This is a genomic window from Sphingobacterium thalpophilum, assembly GCF_901482695.1.
Taxonomy (GTDB): domain Bacteria; phylum Bacteroidota; class Bacteroidia; order Sphingobacteriales; family Sphingobacteriaceae; genus Sphingobacterium; species Sphingobacterium thalpophilum.
On record NZ_LR590484.1, the window covers coordinates 3,717,281 to 3,740,049 of the forward strand.

19 protein-coding genes and 1 tRNA gene are annotated in these 22,769 nt (G+C 41.4%); 8 read left to right on the forward strand and 12 right to left on the reverse strand.

The features are described from left to right. Positions 1–6: 6 nt before the first annotated feature. Positions 7–2,199, reverse strand: coding sequence for an FUSC family protein (locus tag FGL37_RS15270; RefSeq protein WP_232048712.1), 2,193 nt, complete (start codon positions 2,197–2,199; stop codon positions 7–9). A 254-nt stretch (positions 2,200–2,453) separates the two neighbouring features. Here FGL37_RS15270 and FGL37_RS15275 point away from each other — a divergent pair, with 254 nt between their 5' ends. From FGL37_RS15275 to FGL37_RS15295, 5 genes are all read left to right on the forward strand, one after another. Beyond that, positions 2,454–5,030, forward strand: coding sequence for a phosphoenolpyruvate carboxylase (locus tag FGL37_RS15275; RefSeq protein ID WP_028069157.1), 2,577 nt, complete (start codon positions 2,454–2,456; stop codon positions 5,028–5,030). A 75-nt stretch (positions 5,031–5,105) separates the two neighbouring features. Next, positions 5,106–5,654, forward strand: coding sequence for a hypothetical protein (locus tag FGL37_RS15280; protein WP_028069156.1), 549 nt, complete (start codon positions 5,106–5,108; stop codon positions 5,652–5,654). A 265-nt stretch (positions 5,655–5,919) separates the two neighbouring features. Beyond that, positions 5,920–6,798: a Ppx/GppA phosphatase family protein gene (locus FGL37_RS15285; RefSeq protein ID WP_028069155.1), complete on the forward strand. Its 879-nt coding sequence runs from the start codon at positions 5,920–5,922 to the stop codon at positions 6,796–6,798. A 74-nt stretch (positions 6,799–6,872) separates the two neighbouring features. Beyond that, a tRNA-Leu gene (locus tag FGL37_RS15290) sits at positions 6,873–6,956 on the forward strand. A gap of 255 nt (positions 6,957–7,211) precedes the next feature. Beyond that, positions 7,212–8,132, forward strand: a complete 921-nt coding sequence (locus FGL37_RS15295) for a metallophosphoesterase (protein WP_028069154.1) — start codon at positions 7,212–7,214, stop codon at positions 8,130–8,132. 77 nt (positions 8,133–8,209) lie between these two features. On the opposite strand, the gene FGL37_RS15300 is transcribed toward FGL37_RS15295, so the two are convergent. Both FGL37_RS15300 and FGL37_RS15305 read right to left on the reverse strand, forming a co-directional pair. Then, entirely contained in the window at positions 8,210–8,665 is a 456-nt protein-coding gene (locus tag FGL37_RS15300; RefSeq protein ID WP_232048713.1) for an SRPBCC family protein, read from the reverse strand. Beyond that, positions 8,666–9,334 (reverse strand): DinB family protein, encoded by a 669-nt coding sequence (locus FGL37_RS15305; protein ID WP_081817811.1) that lies wholly within the window; start codon positions 9,332–9,334, stop codon positions 8,666–8,668. It abuts the gene before it with no gap. A gap of 153 nt (positions 9,335–9,487) precedes the next feature. Between FGL37_RS15305 and FGL37_RS15310 the strand changes: the two genes are divergently transcribed. Next, positions 9,488–10,078 carry an LOG family protein gene (locus tag FGL37_RS15310; protein WP_037532643.1) on the forward strand — a complete coding sequence of 197 codons (591 nt, stop codon included), beginning with the start codon at positions 9,488–9,490 and terminating at the stop codon, positions 10,076–10,078. 460 nt (positions 10,079–10,538) lie between these two features. On the opposite strand, the gene FGL37_RS15315 is transcribed toward FGL37_RS15310, so the two are convergent. From FGL37_RS15315 to FGL37_RS15355, 9 genes are all read right to left on the reverse strand, one after another. Further along, positions 10,539–11,333, reverse strand: coding sequence for a (Fe-S)-binding protein (locus tag FGL37_RS15315; RefSeq protein ID WP_028069150.1), 795 nt, complete (start codon positions 11,331–11,333; stop codon positions 10,539–10,541). Positions 11,334–11,339: 6 nt separating this feature from the next. Continuing rightward, the gene (locus FGL37_RS15320; RefSeq protein WP_028069149.1) at positions 11,340–12,638 is read right to left on the reverse strand and encodes a 4Fe-4S dicluster domain-containing protein; all 1,299 of its coding nucleotides are present in this window, start codon (positions 12,636–12,638) and stop codon (positions 11,340–11,342) included. A gap of 188 nt (positions 12,639–12,826) precedes the next feature. Then, positions 12,827–13,519 carry a TetR/AcrR family transcriptional regulator gene (locus FGL37_RS15325; protein ID WP_138096894.1) on the reverse strand — a complete coding sequence of 231 codons (693 nt, stop codon included), beginning with the start codon at positions 13,517–13,519 and terminating at the stop codon, positions 12,827–12,829. Between the two features lie 425 nt (positions 13,520–13,944). Then, the gene (locus tag FGL37_RS15330; protein ID WP_028069147.1) at positions 13,945–14,511 is read right to left on the reverse strand and encodes an OmpH/Skp family outer membrane protein; all 567 of its coding nucleotides are present in this window, start codon (positions 14,509–14,511) and stop codon (positions 13,945–13,947) included. A 108-nt stretch (positions 14,512–14,619) separates the two neighbouring features. After that, positions 14,620–15,153 carry an OmpH/Skp family outer membrane protein gene (locus FGL37_RS15335; protein ID WP_028069146.1) on the reverse strand — a complete coding sequence of 178 codons (534 nt, stop codon included), beginning with the start codon at positions 15,151–15,153 and terminating at the stop codon, positions 14,620–14,622. A gap of 331 nt (positions 15,154–15,484) precedes the next feature. After that, complete coding sequence (bamA, locus tag FGL37_RS15340) at positions 15,485–18,049, reverse strand: outer membrane protein assembly factor BamA (protein ID WP_028069145.1); 2,565 nt, start codon at positions 18,047–18,049, stop codon at positions 15,485–15,487. Between the two features lie 113 nt (positions 18,050–18,162). After that, positions 18,163–18,900 carry an undecaprenyl pyrophosphate synthase gene (gene uppS, locus FGL37_RS15345; RefSeq protein WP_028069144.1) on the reverse strand — a complete coding sequence of 246 codons (738 nt, stop codon included), beginning with the start codon at positions 18,898–18,900 and terminating at the stop codon, positions 18,163–18,165. A 221-nt stretch (positions 18,901–19,121) separates the two neighbouring features. Then, positions 19,122–20,006 (reverse strand): NAD kinase, encoded by an 885-nt coding sequence (locus tag FGL37_RS15350; protein WP_028069143.1) that lies wholly within the window; start codon positions 20,004–20,006, stop codon positions 19,122–19,124. A 51-nt stretch (positions 20,007–20,057) separates the two neighbouring features. Further along, complete coding sequence (locus tag FGL37_RS15355) at positions 20,058–20,720, reverse strand: CBS domain-containing protein (RefSeq protein ID WP_028069142.1); 663 nt, start codon at positions 20,718–20,720, stop codon at positions 20,058–20,060. Positions 20,721–20,968: 248 nt separating this feature from the next. Between FGL37_RS15355 and glsA the strand changes: the two genes are divergently transcribed. Continuing rightward, complete coding sequence (glsA, locus tag FGL37_RS15360; protein ID WP_028069141.1) at positions 20,969–21,802, forward strand: lyso-glycine lipid O-acyltransferase GlsA; 834 nt, start codon at positions 20,969–20,971, stop codon at positions 21,800–21,802. 5 nt (positions 21,803–21,807) lie between these two features. Continuing rightward, positions 21,808–22,767 carry a glycine N(alpha)-acyltransferase GlsB gene (glsB, locus tag FGL37_RS15365; RefSeq protein WP_028069140.1) on the forward strand — a complete coding sequence of 320 codons (960 nt, stop codon included), beginning with the start codon at positions 21,808–21,810 and terminating at the stop codon, positions 22,765–22,767. The last annotated feature ends 2 nt before the right edge of the window (positions 22,768–22,769 follow it).

Below are 22,769 nucleotides of genomic sequence, written 5' to 3' on the forward strand. Positions count from 1 at the left end.
AATAAATCAACTGTTTACTTTCGCTAATATGGCAGCTTGTTCTGCGGCATTCTTATCGTGTAGATCCTGAACGATCTTATGCAGGTCCTGTGCAATTTTGTATAAAAAATCCAATTGTTCACCCAGGAGCTTTGCATCTACAGAATGGATATCAGTATCTTCAAAGCGATCGTTGGGAATGTCGATATCCATCGGCTCAAATGAACCCGAGGAATCTTCGGAATAGAGCAATTGAATGGACTGATCGAGGCTGGCCAATATTTTTCGTATCATCCTTACATGTTCTTTGTTGAGGTAATTGTTGTCCATCTGGTCCAGGTGGTTCATCAGTGTAACCGAAAACGAGGCGAGGATGTGGTTGAAGATAACGAATTTATTGACTTCCTTGCTGTACTTTTGTCGTTTTTTGGGTTCAGTTAGCATGCGTTGGAATGTGGACCCCATATTGGCGGTCTCCACATAAACAGCTTTGCGAGCTAGCTTATAATCAGTAATTGACGGAGCCTGTCCGGCGATTTCTTTCAGCGCCTGAAAGATGTAATTGTAATTTGCGATCAACAATTTACGCATAGATTCCTTGACCTGCATGCTCTCCCAATTGGGGAAAATGATATAGCTCGAGAGGAACGCGATCATCCCACCAATAAAAGTGTCCAGAATACGTTCCTTGGTTACTTCGAGTGTATTGGAGCTCACGAAGCTGAGCATGATCAGCACATAAGGCGTCATGAACAGAACCGCGACGACATAATTGACCCTAAATAAGCTGTAAGCTGTCAGAAAAAAGAAGACCAGCAGGACAAATAAGATGGTGGGATCCTGTATAGTCAGCAGGATGACTGCTCCGATGAGCCCGCCGATAGTCGTACCAATCAGACGTTGTATGTTTCTTTCTTTGGTGAGGCCAAATCCGGGTTTCAGGATCACCATGATCGTCAGCAAGATCCAATAGACGTTGCTGGTGATGTTGGTGACCTCAAATACATAATACGAAAGCGACATGACGATGGCCATACGGCAAGCATGCCTAAAGATAGTCGACTTCAGCGTGAGGTTTTCGCGAAACTTTTTGAAGTCAATGGCAGAGCTTTGCACAAAGCGTTTGGCGTCGTCAATTTCTTTTCTTTTGACCTCGTCTGGCTGTAGATGTGAATAGCCATATATATTTTTTATCCGGCGGACCAGATCCCGAAGATTGATCAGCACTTTTCGTAAAGCAAAGGTGCTGTACTGATAGTCTTTGTCGAGCTGGTCGATTTTTGCATGCAGACGGCTTAGATCTGCGTCGAAATCGTATAGTGGTCTAGGCTGTACATTGGTGTTGAGCTGGTAGGCCAGATTGTCCAGTTCATTGGTATATTTTAATATAACGTTTTTGAAATCCTCTAAAATGCCTGTGGGCCCGAAGCGTTCACTGATGGTATTGTAGTCGTAATGTGCCGCCATACTCTGCTCGAAGAGGTCGACAATATCGTTGAAGATCAGCGTCAGATAGCGGCCGACCTTAGTGGTGTCTTTGATGGATCTTTTGCTCTGAAACAGCAGATCGCGTACATTCTCCTGGTGCTGATTGACCTCTACCTGTTTATCAATCAGTTTGAGGTAATTTTTATCATTGTCTATTTTGGCATCGTAGAAATTGGCTTTCAGCCGGATATAGTCTGCGACATAACGGATGGTTTCGGCGAGTTCTTGTTCGGCCAGCCTGTACGGACGTGCTTGGGTGATGGATAGGCTGATCGTGATATACCACAGTCCGCCAAGGACGTAAAAGCCGAGGTAGCTGAGTGCATCTGCCAAGGGATAATGGATCTGTACATGGATGAGCATCATTAGTATGCACATGAGCCCCACATTAGCTGCCCGTCCATTGAATACTGCGAACATGGCAAAGATAAAACAGGCCAGGCCAATAAAAATAGCAAGGAGATAAACATTCTGATTGACTATATTGGTCAAAATAAAAGTCAGCGTAGTCAGCAGCGCTCCCGCAAACATACCTTTACGTCTATGGCTAGGTGCTCCCGGAGTATCCGAAAGGCCGACCAGGAGTGCTCCCAACGAAACAATCGTTCCATTGGTAAACTGGCCGATCGTTGCAAAGATAAGGACAGGCACAATGCATCCAATCGTGATTCGCAAGCCATCCGCAAAATACTGACTGTAAAAAAAACTTTTTATTTCCTGTGTCTGTTTCATAATGTATAGCACAAATATACAAGATAACACTATATTAGCCTGTGATTTCTGTATTTACTGCAAGAATATGCGGAAAATGAAAAATTACTAAAATTCATTAATATGTTTGTAATTTTTGACTATATTTTTTGATTAATTTATATATTTTTGTTTGTTTAAATATAAAATTGCTATATTTGGCCGGTAGGGTAATTTCAGATATATTACGATCAAGAGTCACCTAAACTCTCTTGACCATTTTCAAAGATTTAAATATGAAGCAAAGTAAAAATGAAGCCGTCTTTCAGGACGAAGTATTGACACGCTTTGAGCTTTTCAAAAGTTTATTTTTAACACTGCCCTTTCAGCGTGTTAAGGATACGGGTACTTTATTGCCATTTTTTGCGAAGCAATGTGAAAAAGGTGTGGATCAACATATGACACCTGATGAGATCATAAAGAGTTTTTTTGATCAGCATGAGGAATTTTCATCCGAGGAACAACGTATTGATTTATTGTTTCGCTTTGTTCAGTACATAGAACGTCAGGTTGTTTTGTTTGATGCCATAGAGGATTCGTCGTTTCAGATGGTCGGCCGTGGTGACGATGAGAATGTCTTAGGAGCATTTATCAAGAACGCAGAAGGTAACGGCGACATGCGGCGTAAGATCATTTCAAAGTTAAAGGATTTTTCGGTTCGCCTCGTCTTAACGGCTCACCCTACACAGTTTTATCCTGGGCCTGTACTGGGGATTATCAATGATTTGATCGATGCAATTAAATCCAACGATCTTCATAGTATACACCAGCTTTTGCAGCAACTGGGAAAGACGCCATTTATTAATAAAAATAAGCCGACTCCCGTAGACGAAGCAGCAAGTTTAGCCTGGTTTCTGGAGAACGTGTTCTATAAAGTTGCATCCGAAATACAGTCATTTATTGATGATGAGCTAGATGTGGATACCGAGGAAGTCAGACAGCTGATCGAACTGGGCTTTTGGCCGGGAGGCGACCGTGACGGTAACCCCAACGTAAGCGTTGAAAGTACGAAGAAAGTAGCTGCGCTCTTACGGACAATCTTATTTAGATGTTATTACCGGGATTTCCGTATTGTAAGGCGCCGGATCACGTTCCGTGGGGTCGAAGAGTACATGGAAAATTTGCAGACGCTGTTTTATGAAAACAGCTTTAATCCTGTGGAGCAGCCGATAGACGAGACTGACAACATCATTTCGAACTTGAAAGCGATCAAAAATGTTCTGGAAGAACATCACAATGGCCTCTTTGTCGAGATCGTCGATGATCTATTACGTAAGGTGATGACCTTTGGCTGCTTTTTCACCACATTGGACATACGTCAGGATAGCCGTATTTTGCGGGAAGCGACTAATTATCTGATCCAGCACAATCAGGTCGAGACGGGTATGCCTGCAAATTATCTGGAATTGAGTGAGACCGACAAGCAGAAAGCGCTCAAGTTTAAAGAGCTGGACCTTCAGGTCGGCGAAGATGCTGATCCATTGACAAAGGACACGTCGGGTGTAATAAAATTGCTCAAAGATATTCAGCGTTCTGGTTCGGAGCGGGCGGCACAGCGTTTTATCATCAGCAATTGTCAGCAGGCGAGCGATATTCTGGGTTTACGTCAGCTGTTCCTTTGGTCAGGCTGGAAAAAAGATGCGTTGACTATCGACTTCGTCCCTTTGTTTGAGACGGTTGATGATTTGACCAGAGCTGCAGATGTGATGAAGACCTTATACAATAATAAGGAATATAAAGCACACTTAAAGCTGCGGGGAAATAAACAGACGATCATGCTGGGATATTCGGACAGTACCAAAGATGGTGGATATCTGATGGCTAACTGGTCGATCTACCGTGCGAAAATTGAGTTGACAGCAATTTCGCGTGAATACGATGTTGATCTTGTCTTTTTTGACGGTAGGGGTGGACCTCCGGCTCGTGGTGGTGGTAAAACACAGCGCTTCTATGCGTCTATGGGTAAAGAAATAGCCAACGATCACATTCAGTTGACTATTCAGGGGCAGACTATCAGCAGTCAGTACGGATCGCTGGATACTGCGCGCTTTAATATCGAACAATTGCTGCATGCAGGTATTATTTCGGACCTAAAACAACGGGTGGGTGATACGTTGACGAAGCATCAGTGCGAAATTATCGATAAACTGGCGGAGCTGAGCCACCAGAAATTCATGGACCTGCGTACAAATAAATTGTTTTTGCCCTATCTGGAAACGATGTCCCCCCTGAAAGCGCTTTCTTCGATCAATATATCGAGCAGGCCAGTGAAACGTAATTCTGGACGGGAGCTGAGGCTGGAAGATTTGCGTGCCATTAGCTTCGTGACCTCGTGGAGTCAGCTGAAGCAGAATATCCCCGGATTTTATGGTGTGGGAACAGCCTTGCAATGGGCTGAGAAAAACAACCTATGGAAAGATGTGCAACAGCTATACGTATCCTCGGGCTTTTTTCAGACTTTAATCGACAACTGTATGATGTCCATGACCAAATCAAACTTTGATATTACCGCGTATATGAAGGAGGATAAGGTGTATGGTGACTTTTGGAAAAATCTACATACAGAGTATCAGGTTACCAAAGAATACTTGTTGAAGCTCAGTGGAACGTCTCAATTAATGGAAAACTATCCGGTAGATCGCGCGTCGATTTTGGCCAGGGAGAGCATCGTACTGCCATTGCTGGTGATACAGCATTACGCCATAAGGGCTCTAAATTCCGATCGCCTGGATGATGCGCAACGGGAAGATTATTCGAAACTGATTGCACGGACTATATTCGGTGTAATCAATGCGGGAAGAAATGTTGCTTAATTTTCGTGACTTTTCGAGGATAGGGTTTCGAAGAATATATATTTTATCTACTTTTGCATAGTTAACAAAATTGATATGAAGATTAATAAGTTATTTGTTGTAGCGGCTTGTGCGAGCACATTATTTGCATCTTGTAGCCAAACAGCTGCAGATAGACAGCGTCAATATGCCAATGCGACATTAGCAGACGGAGATGCGTTTGCGATGATTAAGTTAGTGGGCGAAAATGGAAATTATCTGGTAAACCTTGCGGATGTTGCTGCGAAACAGTCTAGCTCTGCAGAGGTAAAGAACGTAGCTGCCAAAATTAAAGAAGCCTACGCATCGATATTGCCGGAACTAGATGCTTTAGCTAAAGAACTGCACGTCGGAGAATTTGAGCGCGGTGTACCGACGTTTGAGGTGCCAACCTCTATCTCTGGAACTGATAGTACAGCCAGTTTCAATGACAAGGCCTTTTTAGCTACTGTAGTCGAAAAGCAAGGTGAAATCAACGGTAGATTTTCGCGCGAGGAACATAATACAAACACAAAGGTGATCCATATTTCTGAAGAATCACTGAAGAAAGTGGAGGAAATCTATACATTGGCCGGTGGTAAATCCGAAGGCCACGGACACCACTAATTCCGCTGGAGATTTTATATAAAAAAGGAATATTTACTGCAGTAAATATTCCTTTTTTATTTTATTGTCAAATTTTTCTGTTCGGTCAACGTACATCAGCCGTAGCACTATCTAGATCGCGTTGTAGCATAGTATGAGTCGGCGAGAATCAGAGAAATCACTTGTTGAACTGTTAAATTAATAATAACTTAACATCGTTGTAATATAGTTTTTAATAACTGTGTTTATTTTAGCATGATTTAATCAAAATATAGAACAAGATAACGTGAGATACGCTGCTATAGATATAGGTTCCAACGCGGTCCGTCTTTTGATCGCTGATATTATTGGCCAGAAGGACCAATTTAATTTTAAAAAAAATACCCTTTTGCGGGTTCCTTTACGTTTGGGTGATGATGCATTTATACATCAGGAAATCTCGCCAAGAAAAGCGGAGAGCCTGATTAAGACCATGAAAGCTTTTCGTGAGCTGATGGATGTGTATCATGTGGAGGATTATATGGCCTGCGCTACTTCGGCGATGCGTGACGCAAAAAATGGTGCCGCAATTGTTGCTGAAGTTGCGAAAAACGGAATCGATATTGATATCATTGAAGGCGCTAAGGAGGCTGAGATCATCTATAACAGTCACTGGGATAATAAAATGGAGAAAGATAAGGTCTATCTTTATATAGATGTGGGTGGAGGCAGCACTGAACTTTCTCTGTTTGCAAATGGCGTATTGGTCAATTCGAGATCTTTTAATCTGGGTACGATCCGGATACTGGATAATCAGGATAAGGCGGAGACCTGGGATGAACTGAAAGAATGGGTGCGCAGTAATACACACATGTATAAACAGGTCATCGGGATAGGGACTGGAGGTAATATCAATAAACTGGCCCGTCTGTCTAATGAGAAATTGGACAAGCCTTTATCTTATGCAAAATTAAAGGCTGTGTATGAGCATCTGTCATCTTTTTCCCTAAAAGAACGTATTATTTTACTTGGGCTGAATGAGGACCGTGCAGACGTGATTATTCCAGCCAGTGAGATCTTCCTGACAATTATGAAGCATGGACGCCTGAAACAAATTCTTGTTCCGCGGGTTGGTTTGGTTGACGGTGTTATTAGAACGCTGATCAATAGGAATTTAGTAAAATAGCAAATAAAAATGCGTTTTTTGCCTTGCAAAAGCCGGAAAAATCTTTACTTTTGTGATACCAAAGGCGAATATGAGCCCAGGTGGCGAAATTGGTAGACGCACCATCTTGAGGGGGTGGCGCTCGTATGGGCGTGGCAGTTCGAATCTGCTCCTGGGCACTGATGAAAAAGGTTAGATCGAAATGAGATCTAACCTTTTTCGTTTGTTGAAAAGTACCTTAAACCTTCCCCTTTCATGGATCCTATCTTTTGTCTCCTATTTATTTTAGCTTTTAATCCTGCGTATGGACATACTAACACAATTTACTCATGGCCTCCAGTATTTTTGATGAAAACTAGAAGTTTTATTCGAGATATCGAGATTATTGCGAAAAATGAGGTATCTTATGCCGAATAACCAACAAAAGATTTGACATGAGACATAGCCACCTTCTAAGATTTATTCTTCTCCTGGTTTTCGCTAACGTGTTGCGGGTAACAGCCCAAGAGCTACCTTGCCAATTTCGCATAGGTCTGATTGCTGATCCGCAATATGCGGACCTCGAAGATCGGGGTGAACGCCGTTATCGGCAGTCACTTCAAAAAATCGAGGAATCTGTGCATGAATTAAACAATCAAGCGGTTGATTTTACTTTTGTGCTTGGAGATCTGGTGGACCAGGGCATCAACGATCTTCCGCGGATTGCGGAGAGGCTTGCGAAGTTAGACGCACCGACATTCAAGTTATTGGGAAACCACGATTACGTACACACCGAGGACGGAAAAAATCTCTATAAAGCATTTGACATGCCCGCATCGTATTATTCCGTGAATAAGGGAGATTGGGTATTTATTCTTTTGAATACGAATGAAGTTTCGCAATACGCTACAAAGGTGGATACTTACGAACGGATCTACTGGCAACGGCAGCAGGATAGCCTGAAACGACAAGGTAGAACCAATGCCGCTCTATGGAACGGTGGCGTAGGGCCACAACAATTTGCATGGTTAAAAGGGCAGCTCGATGAAGCGCAAAATGCGAATAAACATATACTCGTCCTGACCCACCATCCGCTTTTTCCGGAAAATGGGCTTGAAGCCTTAAATAATAGAGAACTTCTGGAGCTGATCGCACAGTTTCCAAATGTCAGGGCTGTCCTCTCAGGTCATCACCATGCAGGAAATTTTGGGGTCTATAAAGGAATACCGATGGTTACATTGGAAGGAATGGTAGAGGGAAGAGATAACGCATTTGGGGTTCTGAATTGTTTTATAGACCGGATTGAAATTCACGGCAAAGGGCGCTTGACGAGCCGTGTACTTTGGTTTCCAAGGAAAGCCGACAGGAAGAAATAGCAGCGAACGACAATATCAAAACCATGGGCATTAAGCATGCGTTTTGATATTGTCATCCTCTTTTGAGAAATCGGCTATCAAGGAGTTTCGCAGATTTCTTTTAAGCGCTTTAAAGCATCAGGCCAGGCCTGTTCGAAATAATCTATATATTCCTCGTTCGTGTCAACGTCAACTTTCACTGTCGTCTGGTTACCGAGGTCTATAAAGCTATAATTTTCGAATGCTCCCGCCCAGCTTTCGACAGCAGGGCCTTCGGTCACTTCTTGGCCATTATCCAAGATGCCATAGTGTTGGATAGATAAATACTGATTCGGTATATTTTCTGCTATTCTTGCTACCATGCCTTCTTTTTCTCCTTTTTCATTCATGCCGACGAAGTAGATTTTTTCTCCTTTTTCCCAGCTGCCCTCAAAGTCTGAAGTTGGGTTGAAAGCCGACGTCCATTGTTTATAAGTCTCTTTGGCAAGCATTGTTTTAAAAACATGCTCAGCCGGCGCATCTATTGTGAGCTGATAAGTCAATTTTTTCATCATTTATTGTCTTGGAAAATTAGGGTTTGCTTTTATTTCCTCAATTTGTCTGGTATGCCGCGCACAGTGGGCTGCTATAAACATAAGCCCCTGATACCCATCTACCACACCATTGGGATAATCGTTGATATGGTTGCGCAGATCTGTAACATCCGCTTTTTTAATATAGTCAATTACGGGTTGTCGCGCAGCAAGAAAATCGGTAAGGGCTGTTTTGGTGTCCTTGTAGATACCCGTCGGCTGTAATTCTTTTGGTGCTTGAAACTTGTGAGTTCTGTCGGTTATGCTAGTTTTCAAATGGTCGTCGGTCATTTTTACCTCGGACTTTCTTTCAGGCTGCGGCGCTTTTTCAAGTGCTGACTTGGCCATGTTAAATATCATACGTTCGGACAATACGATATGTTCTAAGCATTGACTGATCGACCACTTATCCGGTGCAGGTTTAAATTGTAACTGGGCCTCGCTAAGTCCAGCCACCTGTTTTTCCAGATCCGCTGTGGTTTGATTAAAATATTGCAGCAGGGAATCGGTGCCTTCCAGAATCTCCGCATGCGAAAGCCGTGTGGATTGCGGAGCAGGCTGATGCGGATCTGCAGGCAGACCTGCTGTTGTGGACGATAGTAGCACCGCGCCCAAACCAGCCATTGCTATCATTTTGATCATTGAATACATAACATTCTATTTTATCAGTTTATAATTTATTTGTCACTTTACTTTTACAATTATACGTCCTTTTTGTTTTTTTATTCTTTTCATAAGGCAAGAAATCTGGAGTATAAAGTGATCGACATGAAAGGATTAACCCACTTTTTTTTATACTTGCGTATGAATAAAATTAAAAGTATTGTTGTTTTTTGCGCTTCCAGTTTAGGTCATTCCAATGTGTACGCAGAAGAAGCGAAATATTTGGGGCAAACGCTGGTACAAAGGGGCATTCGTCTGATTTATGGTGGCAGTAGGGTTGGACTGATGGGAACAATCGCTAACGCCGTCTTGGATCAGGGAGGAGAGGTGATCGGAGTAATCCCACATTTTCTAAATTCAAAAGAACGCGAACATACAGGGGTGACCAAATTGATCACCGTCGACAGTATGCATGACCGTAAGCGAATTATGAATGAACATGCAGATGCAGCAATCGCCCTGCCCGGTGGCTTTGGTACCCTTGAAGAACTTTTTGAAATGATTACCTGGGGACAGTTAGGATTGCACCGTAAACCGGTAGGTATATTAAATACAAACGGATTCTATGATCATTTGATTGATTTCATAGCCCATATGGTCGATGAAGGCCTGCTCAAAAAAGAAAATAGAGACATGCTATTGGTGGGGAATACAATAGCGGAACTATTAGATCAGATGGAACATTATTGTGCGCCTCAGGTGACGAAATGGGTAAATAAAGAACAGATCTAGATATCATTTAGCCTAGTTAGGGAGAGTGTCTTTCTATAAATAGCTTCTTATGGTATTGTGAGACTGTCTGCCCGACGGGCTCGCCATCGTTATTACTATTTTTATCCCTTTTCTTATTTACGAAACTTTTAGACCAATAAGCTGAAGGCCATAGCTGCAATCGGAGCGGCAGGCTCATGGCTGTCTTATAGCTGTATGAGATCGTCCTGCATTTTTTTATGAGTTGCGTTTTGGTCAAGTTTTTCAACGAAATGGTCAATAAATATTTGCTTAATGTGCTTTATCTTTGAAATGGTATTCGGGTTGGCTTAACCTGTTATACGGCAGATGGGAACTCTGCCCACCTGTTGCTGTAGCACCGTAGCCTCATAATTTTAATCGGCAGAGTAACTACGGTGCCAGCAACAAAAGAGGCCTGATCTACGGATCAGGTCTTCTTAATTTGAGTTTTAATAAGCAATTATAAATTGTTTGCCCGAGCAGTTATTTCGGCGATGTCCAGCACTTGGATTTCGGAATCCTTTTCTTTTATTTTCACACCGTCTTTAAGCATCGTCATACAGAAAGGACAGGCTGCAGCAAGTACTTGAGGCTGTACATCTAAGACCTCCTCAATACGTTCGATATTAACGTCTTTTTTACCTGGTTCGGGTTCCTTAAACATTTGCCCTCCGCCGGCACCACAGCACAAGCCATTGCTTCTACAGCGTTTTAACTCGACCAGCTGAGCATCCAGACTCTCCAGTATTTTTCTCGGGGCCTCATACACTTCATTTGCTCTCCCTAAATAACACGGATCGTGGTAAGTTATTTTCTTCCCTTTGAACACGTTATTGTCAGCGGGCTTTAATTTACCTTCGTCAATCAGGCTTTGTATCAGTTGTGTGTGATGTATAACTTCGTAGTTTCCACCGAGCGCAGGATATTCGTTCTTTAAGGTATTGAAGCAGTGTGGGCAAGCAGTAACGATCTTCCTGATTTCGTAGCCATTCAGCACTTCAATATTCATCATGGCCTGCATCTGGAATAGAAACTCGTTTCCGCTTCTTTTCGCGGGGTCACCAGTGCAGCTTTCTTCTGTCCCGAGGATGGCATAGTTGATTCCCACATGCTGGAGGATACGGCAAATATCGCGCGTTATCCTTTGAGCGCGTTCGTCAAAACTACCTGCACACCCGACCCAGAATAGTATATCGGGAGTTTCTCCCTTTGCTAACAGTTCTGCAACTGTCGGAATATTTAATTCATTTTCCATCATTACCTAGTGTTGTTGAGTCCAATTTGCGCGGTCCATTTGAGCATATTTCCATGGAGCGCCATTATTCTCAATGTTTCCAAACATATTATTAATACTCGCTGGAGCCTGGGATTCTTCCATTACAGCAAAGCGGCGAAGTTCTACGATGATATCCAAGGGATTAATATTGACCGGGCATTGCTCGACGCAGGCATTACAACTTGTACATGCCCATATCTCTTCCCGGCTGATATAGGAATCCAGAAGTGACTTGCCGTCATCTTGAAAGCTACCGTTTTTCTTGATATTATTACCGACTTCGGTTAATCTATCCCTGGTGTCCATCATTATTTTTCGGGGCGACAGCAGTTTTCCGGTGATGTTGGCTGGGCATGACGAAGTACAGCGCCCACATTCAGTACACGTATAGGCATCCAGTAAGCTCTTCCAGGATAGGTCCTGTACATCTTTGGCACCAAAACGCGCTACGGCATCTGTCGAAGGTGGAGAAAAGCTAGGATCGAGCATGGCCTTAACTTCATTGGTAACAGCATCCATATTGGATAGTTTTCCTTTCGGACCTAAATTTGAAAAGTAGGTATTGGGAAAAGCCAGGACGATGTGCAGGTGTTTTGAATAAGGCAGATAATTCAAGAATGCAAGCACCCCTAAGATATGAAACCACCAACAGCATCTTTCGATCAGGTAGAGGCTTTCGGTGGATGTAGGCAAGTGGGGGAGCAGGTACTGGCTTATGGGAAAGGAGCCTGCCGATTTAAAATGTTCAAACCCATAAAGCTGTAGTTTCTGGTCTGCTGCATTCATTAACAAAAATGCCGTCATCAGAAAGATTTCGGTGATAAGAATGATATTCGCGTCCGTTTTGGGCCAGTGCTTGAGCTCCTTGCTGCTCAGACGAGCTACTTTAACTATATTTCTCCGGATCAGGAAAATCACGCAGGACAGCAATACGCCCAGAGCAAGCCATTCGAAGGAAGCGATCAGAAAATTATAGAAAGTTCCTAAAAAAGAGAAAACACGGTGTGTGCCGAAAATTCCATCAATGATAATCTCCAGCATCTCTATGTTGATGATCACGAATCCCAGATAAACAAAGAGATGCAAAAGTGCTGGAATGACTCTTTTAAACATCTTTTTTTGACCGAATGCAACGAGGATCATGGTCTTCCATCGTTCAGCCGGTCTATCCGAACGATCGCTATCCCGACCGAGTTTAATATTGCTATAGATCTGCCGCACATTTTTTATAAAAAGAAATAACGCAGCTACAAAACAAACGACAAATATAATTTGACCTATCATACGCACGGGTATTGGTTATAAACAAATATACTACAAAACAACCTAATTTTTATTATGCTAACATAATAAAAATATTCGACAAAAATGATATGAAAGAAGTTGGTGAAAATTTTAGGCGCAATAGGGGCCCAGGTATGGGAAAGAACTTCCAGGAATTGACCGATTCCCGGAAGTTGGGGTATATAAATCTATTCTATTTCAGCAAAAGTGCGCTGTAGAATTCTTCCGATTGATTTTTCAATACGAGCTTTTCCTTCTGCAGTATTGAGGTCAATTCCGCAAAAGGTGCTACCAGTCGATTTAGCTTGTAAGGATAGGTAGTAGATGCTGCCAATGAGGAGGGCGAGTGTGGCGCGTATATCCTCTTCTGTATTTCTGAACTTTGGTTCAACGTTTTTTAATAGTTCTTCTCCAAAGGCCTCGCGTTTGTCGGCAATACTTTTTAAGGCTTTGGTCTTTTCGCCCAGTCCCCAATGAATAATTTTCTGTCTAGTTTTATCCTTCAAGAAGGTGTTCAGTTGGCTTTGAAGCAATTCATTGATCAGATCTACATTGATTGTGTCGGGGTTTGAGATCATTTGATCAAGAATTCCTTTGTCGCCAATTAGCCAAAAGTCCTTTTGAGTTAAGTAAGCTTCAATCAGTTGATCCAGGCCTCCAAAGTAGTTCCATATGAGGGCCTTATTTAAACCACATTCCAGCGCGATATTTGGGCCATTCAAGGCATGGTATCCTTTTTTCTGGATTACTTTTCCTACAGCCGCAATCATCCGTGCTTTGGTGCGTTCTTTGTCCCGGATCGGCCCAGATGTTACCTTTCTTTCTTTCTTTGGGGCATCCTCAGTTACTTTCTTTTTCATCAGAATAATTTGTTTACTCATTACCAATTTGTTTGCAAAGACTGCATAGCAGCTGCCTTTAACAGTGTTAACAACAATGGAGGGTTTCATGAACTTATCAGCTTACGCTAATTTAGGCTCATGGCCACGCCATGTATAATCATTTTAGCAATGAAGTTTCTATGAGTCATCAAGTTCGTTTATTAATAAACAAAATTGAGCCCATGATGTTTTCATTAAGGTAGAATGTCTATTTCTGCGACAATATCTACATTTTACCTGGTAAAAACAAGAAAGTAGGCAACAGATTTTTTATTATATCGGTGAGTATCGACGCTGTGATAATTGGGCAAACAGGAGAGAAAGTTTAAAGGAGTTAGGGAATATCGTCCCGTTGTAAGGAGAGAAAGGCATAAAAAAAGGATTATTCGTCTGAATAATCCTTTTTTTATGCCTTAAATAAGCCGTTATTTTTTTGCCGGAGCTGTCGGAGCTGCGGTTGCTGATATACCTAGTTTTGATTTCACGGCAGCTGTTAGATCTTCACCACCTTGGAAATAGGGAATGTTTGTGCTAGAGATATCAAATACGTAAGCCATGCCTTTTTCTTTGGATACGGCAGTTACTGCATCAGCAACTTTTCTATGCACAGGAGCGATCAATTCTTCTTCTTTTTTGTTCAGTTCTTCCTGAGCGGTCTGCTGTGCCGTTTGGATGCGTGTCTGAATGTCCTGTAACTCTTGACCTATTTTATTGATTTCAGGATCCACAGTTTCTTTATTGGCTTCGCTTCTATTACGTAACTTTTCGTTAGCGTCTTTCTGTTTCGTTTGATAAATAGTAACCATATCCTGAATTTCTTTGGTTTTACCATCGCTCAAGGTTTTCAATTGAGCTTCTGCTGCTTTGAATTCAGGAGTAGATTGGATGATTTCAGCGAAATTGATATGACCAATTTTTTGTTGAGCATTTGCAAATTGAGTTGAGAAAAATACCGCCACTATAGCAACCGCACCTTTTAATAAGTTTTTCATGCTTTTCATTTTAATGTAATAAGCCATCTCCATGGCAATCTTTTAGTGTTCTAATTAATTACTATTTTTTTATTAATACTTGTGTCCACAATGATAATAAACTCCTGCTTAGTTTGCAAGACTAGGATTGGGTTTATAGCCTAATTTTGTAATGACTTCATTACTTTTGTTCAATTTGGGATTTGCATATAGAAAAGTAGTTTCATTTCCCTTATCCATGATGAAATCATAGCCTTGTGCAGCGGCCACTTCCTGGATTGCTTTAGATACACGATCTTGAATCGGTTTAACGAGCTGTACACGTCTCTTAAAGAGCTCGCCTTCAAATCCAAACTTCTGTTTTTGGTAGTCTTTTACCTCTTTTTCCCGTGTGACAATTTCATCTTCACGGCGGCGGCGCATATCTTCGTTTAATAAAGCTTGATCCTTCTGATACGCCTGATATAACTTTTCTATTTCAGCATATTTTTGGTCGACTTCTTCCTGCCATTGTTTCGAAAGGTCATCCAGCTGTTTTTGTGCGGTTGTATACTCAGGGATATGTTTCAAGATATATTCTGAATCAACATAAGCAAGCTGCTGAGCAAATGTTGCTGTAGCACTGACGACCACAAAAGCTATAACTAACAATATTTTTTTCATATTTCCTGTAAGTTTTATAGACTACAATTTTTTATTTAACATTAATTTACCTTATGACAATAGCGAACCTCAAAAGTTTAATCCGAGAAAAATTGTTATATGTAAATTTATCGCTCAAAAATAAGAAAAAAGAAACAATCTGATAGATATTTCTCCGGTTTAACACTATTTAACTTGTCGGTGCCAGTTTGCTGTTTTTTTGCCAAGATCGTGTGTGCAAACCGCAGTTTCTTTTTTGGTACCTTAAAAATATACTAAATGAAAATAGCTCTTCGCGATTCGCGAAGAGCTATCCTTAACCTATTATGTCTGCTGATGACTGGTGATTATCTTAGAAACCACCCATATTCTGCATGATGCTAAATGTAAAGTTTTGTTTCCAGGTACTGCTCGGAACTCCCGGAATAGGATCAAAAGCGTGTCCATAATCAATACCTAGCATACCGAAGATAGGCAAGAAGATTCGGGCACCCACACCAGCTGAACGGCGTACTTTAAATGGATTGAATTCGGCAAATTTATTCCATGTGTTACCGGCTTCAGCAAATGCCAGTACATATACGGTTGCCTGATCATTTAACATGACTGGATGGCGCAGCTCCATCTGATATTTCGTATAAATTGGGCTACCGGAGTTTCTTGCGATATTGACATTTTGGGTACCTTCTGGAATAATTATACCATTGGCATATCCCCGCAACGCAATGATTTCGGAACCTTGCAGGTAATCAAACCCTTGCATGCCGTCGCCCCCTACTTTGAAACGTTCAAATGTGGATATCTCTGTTTTGCTGGAATACTTGCCTAAGAATCCAAATTGAGCCTGGGCTTTAAATACGAGTTTACCGGCAATTTTGGCATACCATTGTGAGTCAAATTTCCATTTGTGATATTCCGTCCAACGGTAACGTTCTTGCGGTGAACCGTTTTTGTAATCAACATTGTTGAATAAAGAATATGGTGGCGTTAGCTGCACGGAGAATTTGATGTTAGATCCTGAAGTAGGATAAATCGGCGCATCGATCGAGTTACGGCTGAATTCCTGTGTCAGGTTGATGTTGTACGCTGTACCGTTATCGAACAAGAAATAGTTTCCATAATTCTGCAGCTTATAGCGCTGGAACGACAGCGATGTATTGGCTTGAAACCAGTTATCAGGCCACTGCAATCGTTTTCCCAGAGTGGCCGTAATACCAGTCATCCAGATACGGTTTAGCTCGGAGTCTTTTACGATCTGTTCTCCTGTATAATAGTTGAATCCACCATAGGACGAACTCGAAGTATAAGCGCTTAAACCAAAATAAATTGGCTTTTTCCCGCCTAACCATGGCTCTGAAAAGGAAAAGCTGTAAGATTGATATCGTTTACCTGAGGTCTGGCCACGGACACTTAATTTCTGGCCATCGCCCCGAGGCAACGGTTTCCAAGAGCTCTTGTCAAAGAAATTGCTCGTCGAAAAGTTGTTAAACGTCAAACCTAGAGTACCGATGATTTGTCCGGCGCCATATCCTCCTGAAAGTTCGACCTGGTCAGAAGGTTTTTCCGTTACATTATATACAATGTCTACTGTTCCTTCGGCGTAATTTAGATTCGTTGGTACTGGATTTGTTTTTTGTTCATCAAAATTTCCCAATTGGGCAATTTCACGAACACTTCGCATAATTTGCTCTTTTGAAAATTTTTGTCCGGGTTTCGTGTAAATGGAACGTAATACAACGCGGTCATTGGTGACGTCGTTACCCTTGACAATCACATTATTGATTGTATATTGTGCACCCTCGTATACTCGTAAATTGAGGTCGATGGTATCGTTATATACGCGTGTCTGCTCTGGATCTACCGAAAACGTCAGATAACCATCGTTCATGTATATGGATGATATGTCATCACTGTTTTTTGTGGGACCCATTAATTTGGCAGTCAGTTTCTCCTCAGAGAAAACATCACCACGTTTGATGCCTAATATCTTGTTCAGTAAGGTGTCGGAATATTTGGCATTTCCTGTCCAGACAATGTTACCTACATAGTATTTAGGGCCTTCGTAGATGTCGAAATTAACCAATACATTCTTTTCTCCATCGCGGATGACCGTATCTTTTATGATTTCGGCATCACGATAACCTTTGGCCGCCATTTTTTTGATCAGGTTTTCTTTACCTTCTTTATATTTTTCTTCTTTGAACTTACCTGGACCAAAAATGCGGTACCACATTTTTTGTTTAATTGGCTTGGCCATTTTACGCAATTCCTTTTGTGAGAAATGCTCGTTGCCGGTAAACGTTATTTTTTTGACCCTTACTTTGTGTTTTTTGTCTACATCAGCAATCAGGATTTCGTTGTTGGCCTGAGCCGAATCTTTAACTGTCCGTAGTTTAATCTCAGGATACAAATAAGCCTTTTCTTTTAGAAAACGTTGTATCGTAGCTCGGGTAGTATTCATCAAATTTTCGTTGACAATCTTACCTGTATTGCTATTTAAACGTTTGCGGACCTCTTCGGTCTGGCTTTTGCTAAGTCCGTTGATGTCGATGCGGGTCAAACGGGGACGTTCAACTACGCGTATAGTCAAAAAGATGTTTTCACCTTCTATTTTGTCAGCCCATAATTCCACATTATCAAACAGTCCCTGGGCCATCATATCTTTGACAACTTTTGCAGTTGCTTCGCTTGGCACTTCCAAATATTGACCTACAGACAATTTGGATATGGTAATCAATACATTTTTATCCAAAAATTGTGTTCCAGTCACATCAACGGCACTAATTACGTAGTTTTTTGGGTTGAGATAACTGATTTTTTCGGGGTCATTTAGGTTGAACGCACCATTTTCCTGTCCGTAGACAAGTTGCATTGATGAGAGACCAAAAAATAGTATTACGGGTAGTATACGCTTCATTTATCAATAATTATTGGCGCTAAAGTACACCAATGAGTTGTTAATTTTTGTTAATTAAGAAAATTTAACCAGCTTGTTTTTATCAAATCAGTTGACAAATTTAATAAAATCATTTATAACTGTTCGCTAGTTTTTCCAAACCTTCTTTCGCGCTGTTGGTATTCGACAATAGATTGGAACAGATCTTCCTTTGTAAACTCCGGCCACATTTTGTCCAGGAAGCATAACTCGGAATAAGCGATTTGCCAAAGCAGAAAATTACTTATCCGCAGTTCGCCACTGGTGCGGATCAATAAATCGGGATCGGGAATGTTCCGTGTATACAAATTGGCTGAAAACATATCATCGTTTATATCTTCAGCGTTTATTTCTCCAGCTTTAACTTTCGCTGCCAAGGTCCGTGCGGCATCGACCATCTCCTGGCGTGAACTATAGCTCAAGGCAAGGGTTAGCGTACATGTTGTATTGTCTTTTGTCGCTTCTATTGTTTCCTGTAATTTTTTTTGCGCATTTGTGGGCAGCTTGCTGATGTCGCCGATTGCATTTAGTCTGACGCCATTTTCCTGAAACGTTTTTATTTCCTTTTTCAGGGAAGAAACCAAGAGTTCCATGAGGGCTACGACTTCAAGTTTTGGCCGGTTCCAGTTTTCAGCGGAGAAAGCGTAGAGTGTTAGATATTTGATATTGGCCTGAACACATCCCTCCAGTGCTTCTCTGACGGCTTTCACTCCGTTCTGATGACCGAATACACGGAGTTTGCCCTTTTGTTTTGCCCAACGACCATTACCATCCATAATGATGGCGATATGTTGAGGTAATTTGATGTTATCAATTTGATCTAAAAAGCTCATTGTTGCTATTTTCAATAATTACCACCTCACCCAATTAGAGCTCAGTGTATGTTGACCAGATATCGGTCTTTGTATTTAAAGCCAAACGACATTGTGTACTTGGTACGGTATCGTTTGATCATTACTCCCGGAGCTTGCCGATAGATGTTTTATCCAATTTCAGTTATTTCTTCAAATATCGATTTTTAATCGGAAAATCAGAAGCGGAATATGTATAAAGATTAGTAATTCCTGACGTCGATCCCCCATAGCAGTTTCTCCCTCAGTGTACTGAAAAAGCTCTCGTTGGGGAGGCGGATCAGGTTGATGGTAAACGGTGCCTGTTGGATGGTCAATGTTACAGACGTGTCAATAGATTCGTTTTTGGAATCGCAGCTAAGTATATACTGGTTGCTTCGGCTTTCTATTTCCAGTTCGAGCGTAAACTGATTGGATATAACGATCGGCCTGACGTTCAGGTTATGTGGAGAGATCGGTGTGATTACAAAGTTTCCACTTTCGGGCATGATAATGGGACCGCCACAACTTAGCGAGTAGGCTGTGGATCCCGTAGGTGTGGCGATAATCAGGCCGTCTGCCCAGTAGGAGTTGAGTAGTTCTCCGTTAATTCTCGCGTTGACAGTGATCATTGCCGAACTGTCGTACCGGAACACAGTGATGTCATTAAGTGCATAGTGGTTGCCCTGGAATAGATTGACCTGTTTAGATTCCACAGATAGAAGCACCCTTTTTTGGATATCATAACGATGATTGATGATATCAGCTATGGCGTGTTCAAAATCATTTTTATTGATCGATGCCAGGAAACCCAATCGGCCAAAATTTATTCCAGCAATTGGGATCCCCGAATCTTTGATTAGGGAAACGGCAGAAAGCATGGTGCCGTCACCGCCGAGGCTAAGCATAATATCGATATTGTCTTTAATTTCCTCGTACCTACAATAGGTGGGAAACTCAAAGCCACATTCAAACTGCGTAGTCAAGAACTTATAAAAAGGCTCGTACACCCATATGTCAACGTTTTGGGTAACGAGATATCCAAATAAGTGCTTCACATGTGCTATAACGGAGGGCTGAAACTCGCGTCCATATATCGCAATTCTCATATTTTCTGAATTTATTTGGGCAAAGATGAGAAAAAAACTAATCTTAACTAATTAAATGTTGATGTAATTCATAAGCTGCTGGTAACGTTCTGCTGTGTCATCAAATGCAGCGATGGTATTATGTGTCTGCAATATTATATAGTTGTGCCGCAAGAAAGAATTTAGTAAGGCGTTGATATTGGATTTGTCTACTTTCAGGGTCACTTCGATGGAGTCATTTTCCAGATTTATTTTTGTAGCACAATTTAAAATTCTGCAGTTATCGCTCTCGACCAAATGTGCGATCTGGGATAGGGAGAAATCATGTAAGCCGATAGCCAGTACGATAATTGCGCCAGACTCATTTTGCGACTGGATCAGCGAGATTGCCTTTAAAATGTCCAATTGGGTACAAACGCCAATATATTTGTTGTCTTGGTCTAAAATAGGTACTAAGGAACTATTGTACACGGTACTCATCACCAGTGCATCGTAAGGGTGCTGATTAAATTTGAGCTGAATAGGGGCTGTGTTGATTTTAATAGACGCAAGAGGTGCTTGTTCGTTGTCTGCATCCAGGAGAGCAGATTCATTGATTAACCCAATATATTCGTTTCCGTTTAAAACGACCAACTCTTTGCAAAGCATGTCCTGTAGCTTTTCTAATGCCTGATGTACGGAATCAGCCTGTTGGATACTGAAATCTGCGTTTGAAAGAAATTGACCTATTAACATATCCAAACTTAATAAAAAAAACAATGTGAAGCGAAATTTTTGTCGATCAGTTTAGCGATGCATAGACAGAGGCAGCCGTCTGCAGGGAGAACGGCAGCTTGTAATCACATTATTGCAATTAACTGCGATTTTAATATTTAAAATTGTACTTTTATTGCTATTCTGTTAGTATTTTTGTCAGCTATTTGATATAAGCTTGCAAGTAGGCTTATGAAAGACAAAATGTATTTTAGTCAGAGATTAGATTCATGATTACAACTAAGAACAAAAAATTTATTGATATACGCGAAGTAATCCATAAGAAAAATCCGAAGCTGGCGAAATGGATTCCGTCTTTCTTGCTCAACTATCTGAAGAAAACAATTCATGAGGATGAGATAAACGATATTATGACTCGTTTTGCTGATCTGCAGGGACTTGATTTTGTAGACGCACTTATTGAGGATCTGGATGTGAAAGTAAATCTTTACGGAGCTGAAAACATACCTGTTACCGACCCTGTCATTTTCGCCTCCAATCATCCTCTGGGAGGCTTGGATGGTATTGCTTTCATGCATGCAATCGGCAAGTATAGACGCGATGTGAAATTTTTGGTCAACGACATCTTGTTAAATATTGGTAATTTAAGACCGCTGTTTGTAGGGGTGAACAAATTGGGAACACAGGGGAAGCAGGCCATTTCGGCCATTGAAGAAGCATACGGTGCAGATGACGCCCTCCTGGTATTTCCTGCGGGTCTGGTTTCAAGGAAGCAGAAAGGGGGGCATATTGAGGACCTGGAATGGAAAAAAAGCTTCATCAGTAAAGCAAAAAAGTATAAAAAAGATATCGTTCCGGTGCTTATAGACGGCAAAAACTCTAAGTTTTTTTATAATTTTGCAAGGCTCAGACAAAAATTAGGTCTTAAGGTAAACATTGAAATGTTATATTTACCTGATGAAATGTTTGCCCAACGTGGGCATACCGTCAATATTATAATAGGAAAAAGAATCCCTTATACAGCGTTTGATCAATCAAAAAACGAAAAGACTTGGGCTGAAGAAGTGAAAAGAAGGGTTTATGGACTAGCTCAAGAAAAATAGAATTTATGCAAGAAATTATACCTCCAGTTGATAGAGAATTATTGAAAACGGAACTGAATAAGGAAGTTTTCTTACGATATACCAACAATGGAAATAACGAGATATATTTGATCAACTATCATAATTCGCCCAATGTCATGCGTGAAATTGGACGATTACGGGAATTGACTTTCCGCGGAGCAGGGGGAGGTACGGGGTTATCCATCGATATTGATGAAAATGATACCTGTGAAGATTGCTATGATCAGCTGATTGCCTGGAATCCGGAAGACGAGGAGGTGGTCGCAGGCTATCGGGTCATTAAATGTGCTGAAGCTGGCGCAGTAAATGGTGTGCCCAATTTATCCACAGCCCACTATTTCCAGTTTTCCGACCAGTTTACAAAAGATTATCTACCGTATACGATTGAGCTCGGCCGCTCTTTTGTACAACCAAGATACCAGCCTGCAATTGATAATAGGAAGGGCATTTTCTCTCTGGATAATTTATGGGATGGGTTAGGAGCGCTTGTGATGCTCAACCCGGAGATCAAATATCTTTTTGGAAAAGTAACCATGTATCCGCATTATAATAAAGATGCAAAGGATATGTTGCTTTATTTCATGGATTACTATTTTCCCGATCACGATAAGCTGGTCGTCCCGTTGCCGGAGTTGGAAATTAAGAATGATTACGATCGCTTTATCGGCACTTTTGATGGGTTAGACTATAAGGAGGGGTATAAAGTACTCAATAGCCACGTGAGGGCGCTGGGAGAGAATATTCCACCATTGATAAATACGTATATGAATTTGTCCCCAACGATGAAATCATTTGGCACTGCCCGAAATAATGAGTTTGGTACGGTTGAGGAAAAAGGAATTCTGATCGTTATTGATGATGTTTACCCTGTGAAGAAGGAAAGGCATATGAATACTTTTGAACGGGACCGTGAATATGGGCACCGGAAGCCGAAACGCGGTTAAGA

What these genes read in the sequence shown, in the direction of transcription:
- FGL37_RS15295 (WP_028069154.1), top strand. Translation starts at nt 7,212, where the DNA reads ATGAGACATAGCCACCTTCTAAGATTTATTCTTCTCCTGGTTTTCGCT.
- FGL37_RS15325 (WP_138096894.1), bottom strand. Translation starts at nt 13,519, where the DNA reads ATGAGTAAACAAATTATTCTGATGAAAAAGAAAGTAACTGAGGATGCC.
- glsA (WP_028069141.1), top strand. Translation starts at nt 20,969, where the DNA reads ATGATTACAACTAAGAACAAAAAATTTATTGATATACGCGAAGTAATC.
- FGL37_RS15355 (WP_028069142.1), bottom strand. Translation starts at nt 20,720, where the DNA reads ATGTTAATAGGTCAATTTCTTTCAAACGCAGATTTCAGTATCCAACAG.
- FGL37_RS15275 (WP_028069157.1), top strand. Translation starts at nt 2,454, where the DNA reads ATGAAGCAAAGTAAAAATGAAGCCGTCTTTCAGGACGAAGTATTGACA.
- FGL37_RS15305 (WP_081817811.1), bottom strand. Translation starts at nt 9,334, where the DNA reads ATGTATTCAATGATCAAAATGATAGCAATGGCTGGTTTGGGCGCGGTG.
- FGL37_RS15315 (WP_028069150.1), bottom strand. Translation starts at nt 11,333, where the DNA reads ATGGAAAATGAATTAAATATTCCGACAGTTGCAGAACTGTTAGCAAAG.
- FGL37_RS15280 (WP_028069156.1), top strand. Translation starts at nt 5,106, where the DNA reads ATGAAGATTAATAAGTTATTTGTTGTAGCGGCTTGTGCGAGCACATTA.
- glsB (WP_028069140.1), top strand. Translation starts at nt 21,808, where the DNA reads ATGCAAGAAATTATACCTCCAGTTGATAGAGAATTATTGAAAACGGAA.
- FGL37_RS15270 (WP_232048712.1), bottom strand. Translation starts at nt 2,199, where the DNA reads ATGAAACAGACACAGGAAATAAAAAGTTTTTTTTACAGTCAGTATTTT.
- FGL37_RS15310 (WP_037532643.1), top strand. Translation starts at nt 9,488, where the DNA reads ATGAATAAAATTAAAAGTATTGTTGTTTTTTGCGCTTCCAGTTTAGGT.
- FGL37_RS15320 (WP_028069149.1), bottom strand. Translation starts at nt 12,638, where the DNA reads ATGATAGGTCAAATTATATTTGTCGTTTGTTTTGTAGCTGCGTTATTT.
- FGL37_RS15330 (WP_028069147.1), bottom strand. Translation starts at nt 14,511, where the DNA reads ATGAAAAACTTATTAAAAGGTGCGGTTGCTATAGTGGCGGTATTTTTC.
- bamA (WP_028069145.1), bottom strand. Translation starts at nt 18,049, where the DNA reads ATGAAGCGTATACTACCCGTAATACTATTTTTTGGTCTCTCATCAATG.
- FGL37_RS15300 (WP_232048713.1), bottom strand. Translation starts at nt 8,665, where the DNA reads ATGATGAAAAAATTGACTTATCAGCTCACAATAGATGCGCCGGCTGAG.
- FGL37_RS15350 (WP_028069143.1), bottom strand. Translation starts at nt 20,006, where the DNA reads ATGAGAATTGCGATATATGGACGCGAGTTTCAGCCCTCCGTTATAGCA.
- FGL37_RS15335 (WP_028069146.1), bottom strand. Translation starts at nt 15,153, where the DNA reads ATGAAAAAAATATTGTTAGTTATAGCTTTTGTGGTCGTCAGTGCTACA.
- uppS (WP_028069144.1), bottom strand. Translation starts at nt 18,900, where the DNA reads ATGAGCTTTTTAGATCAAATTGATAACATCAAATTACCTCAACATATC.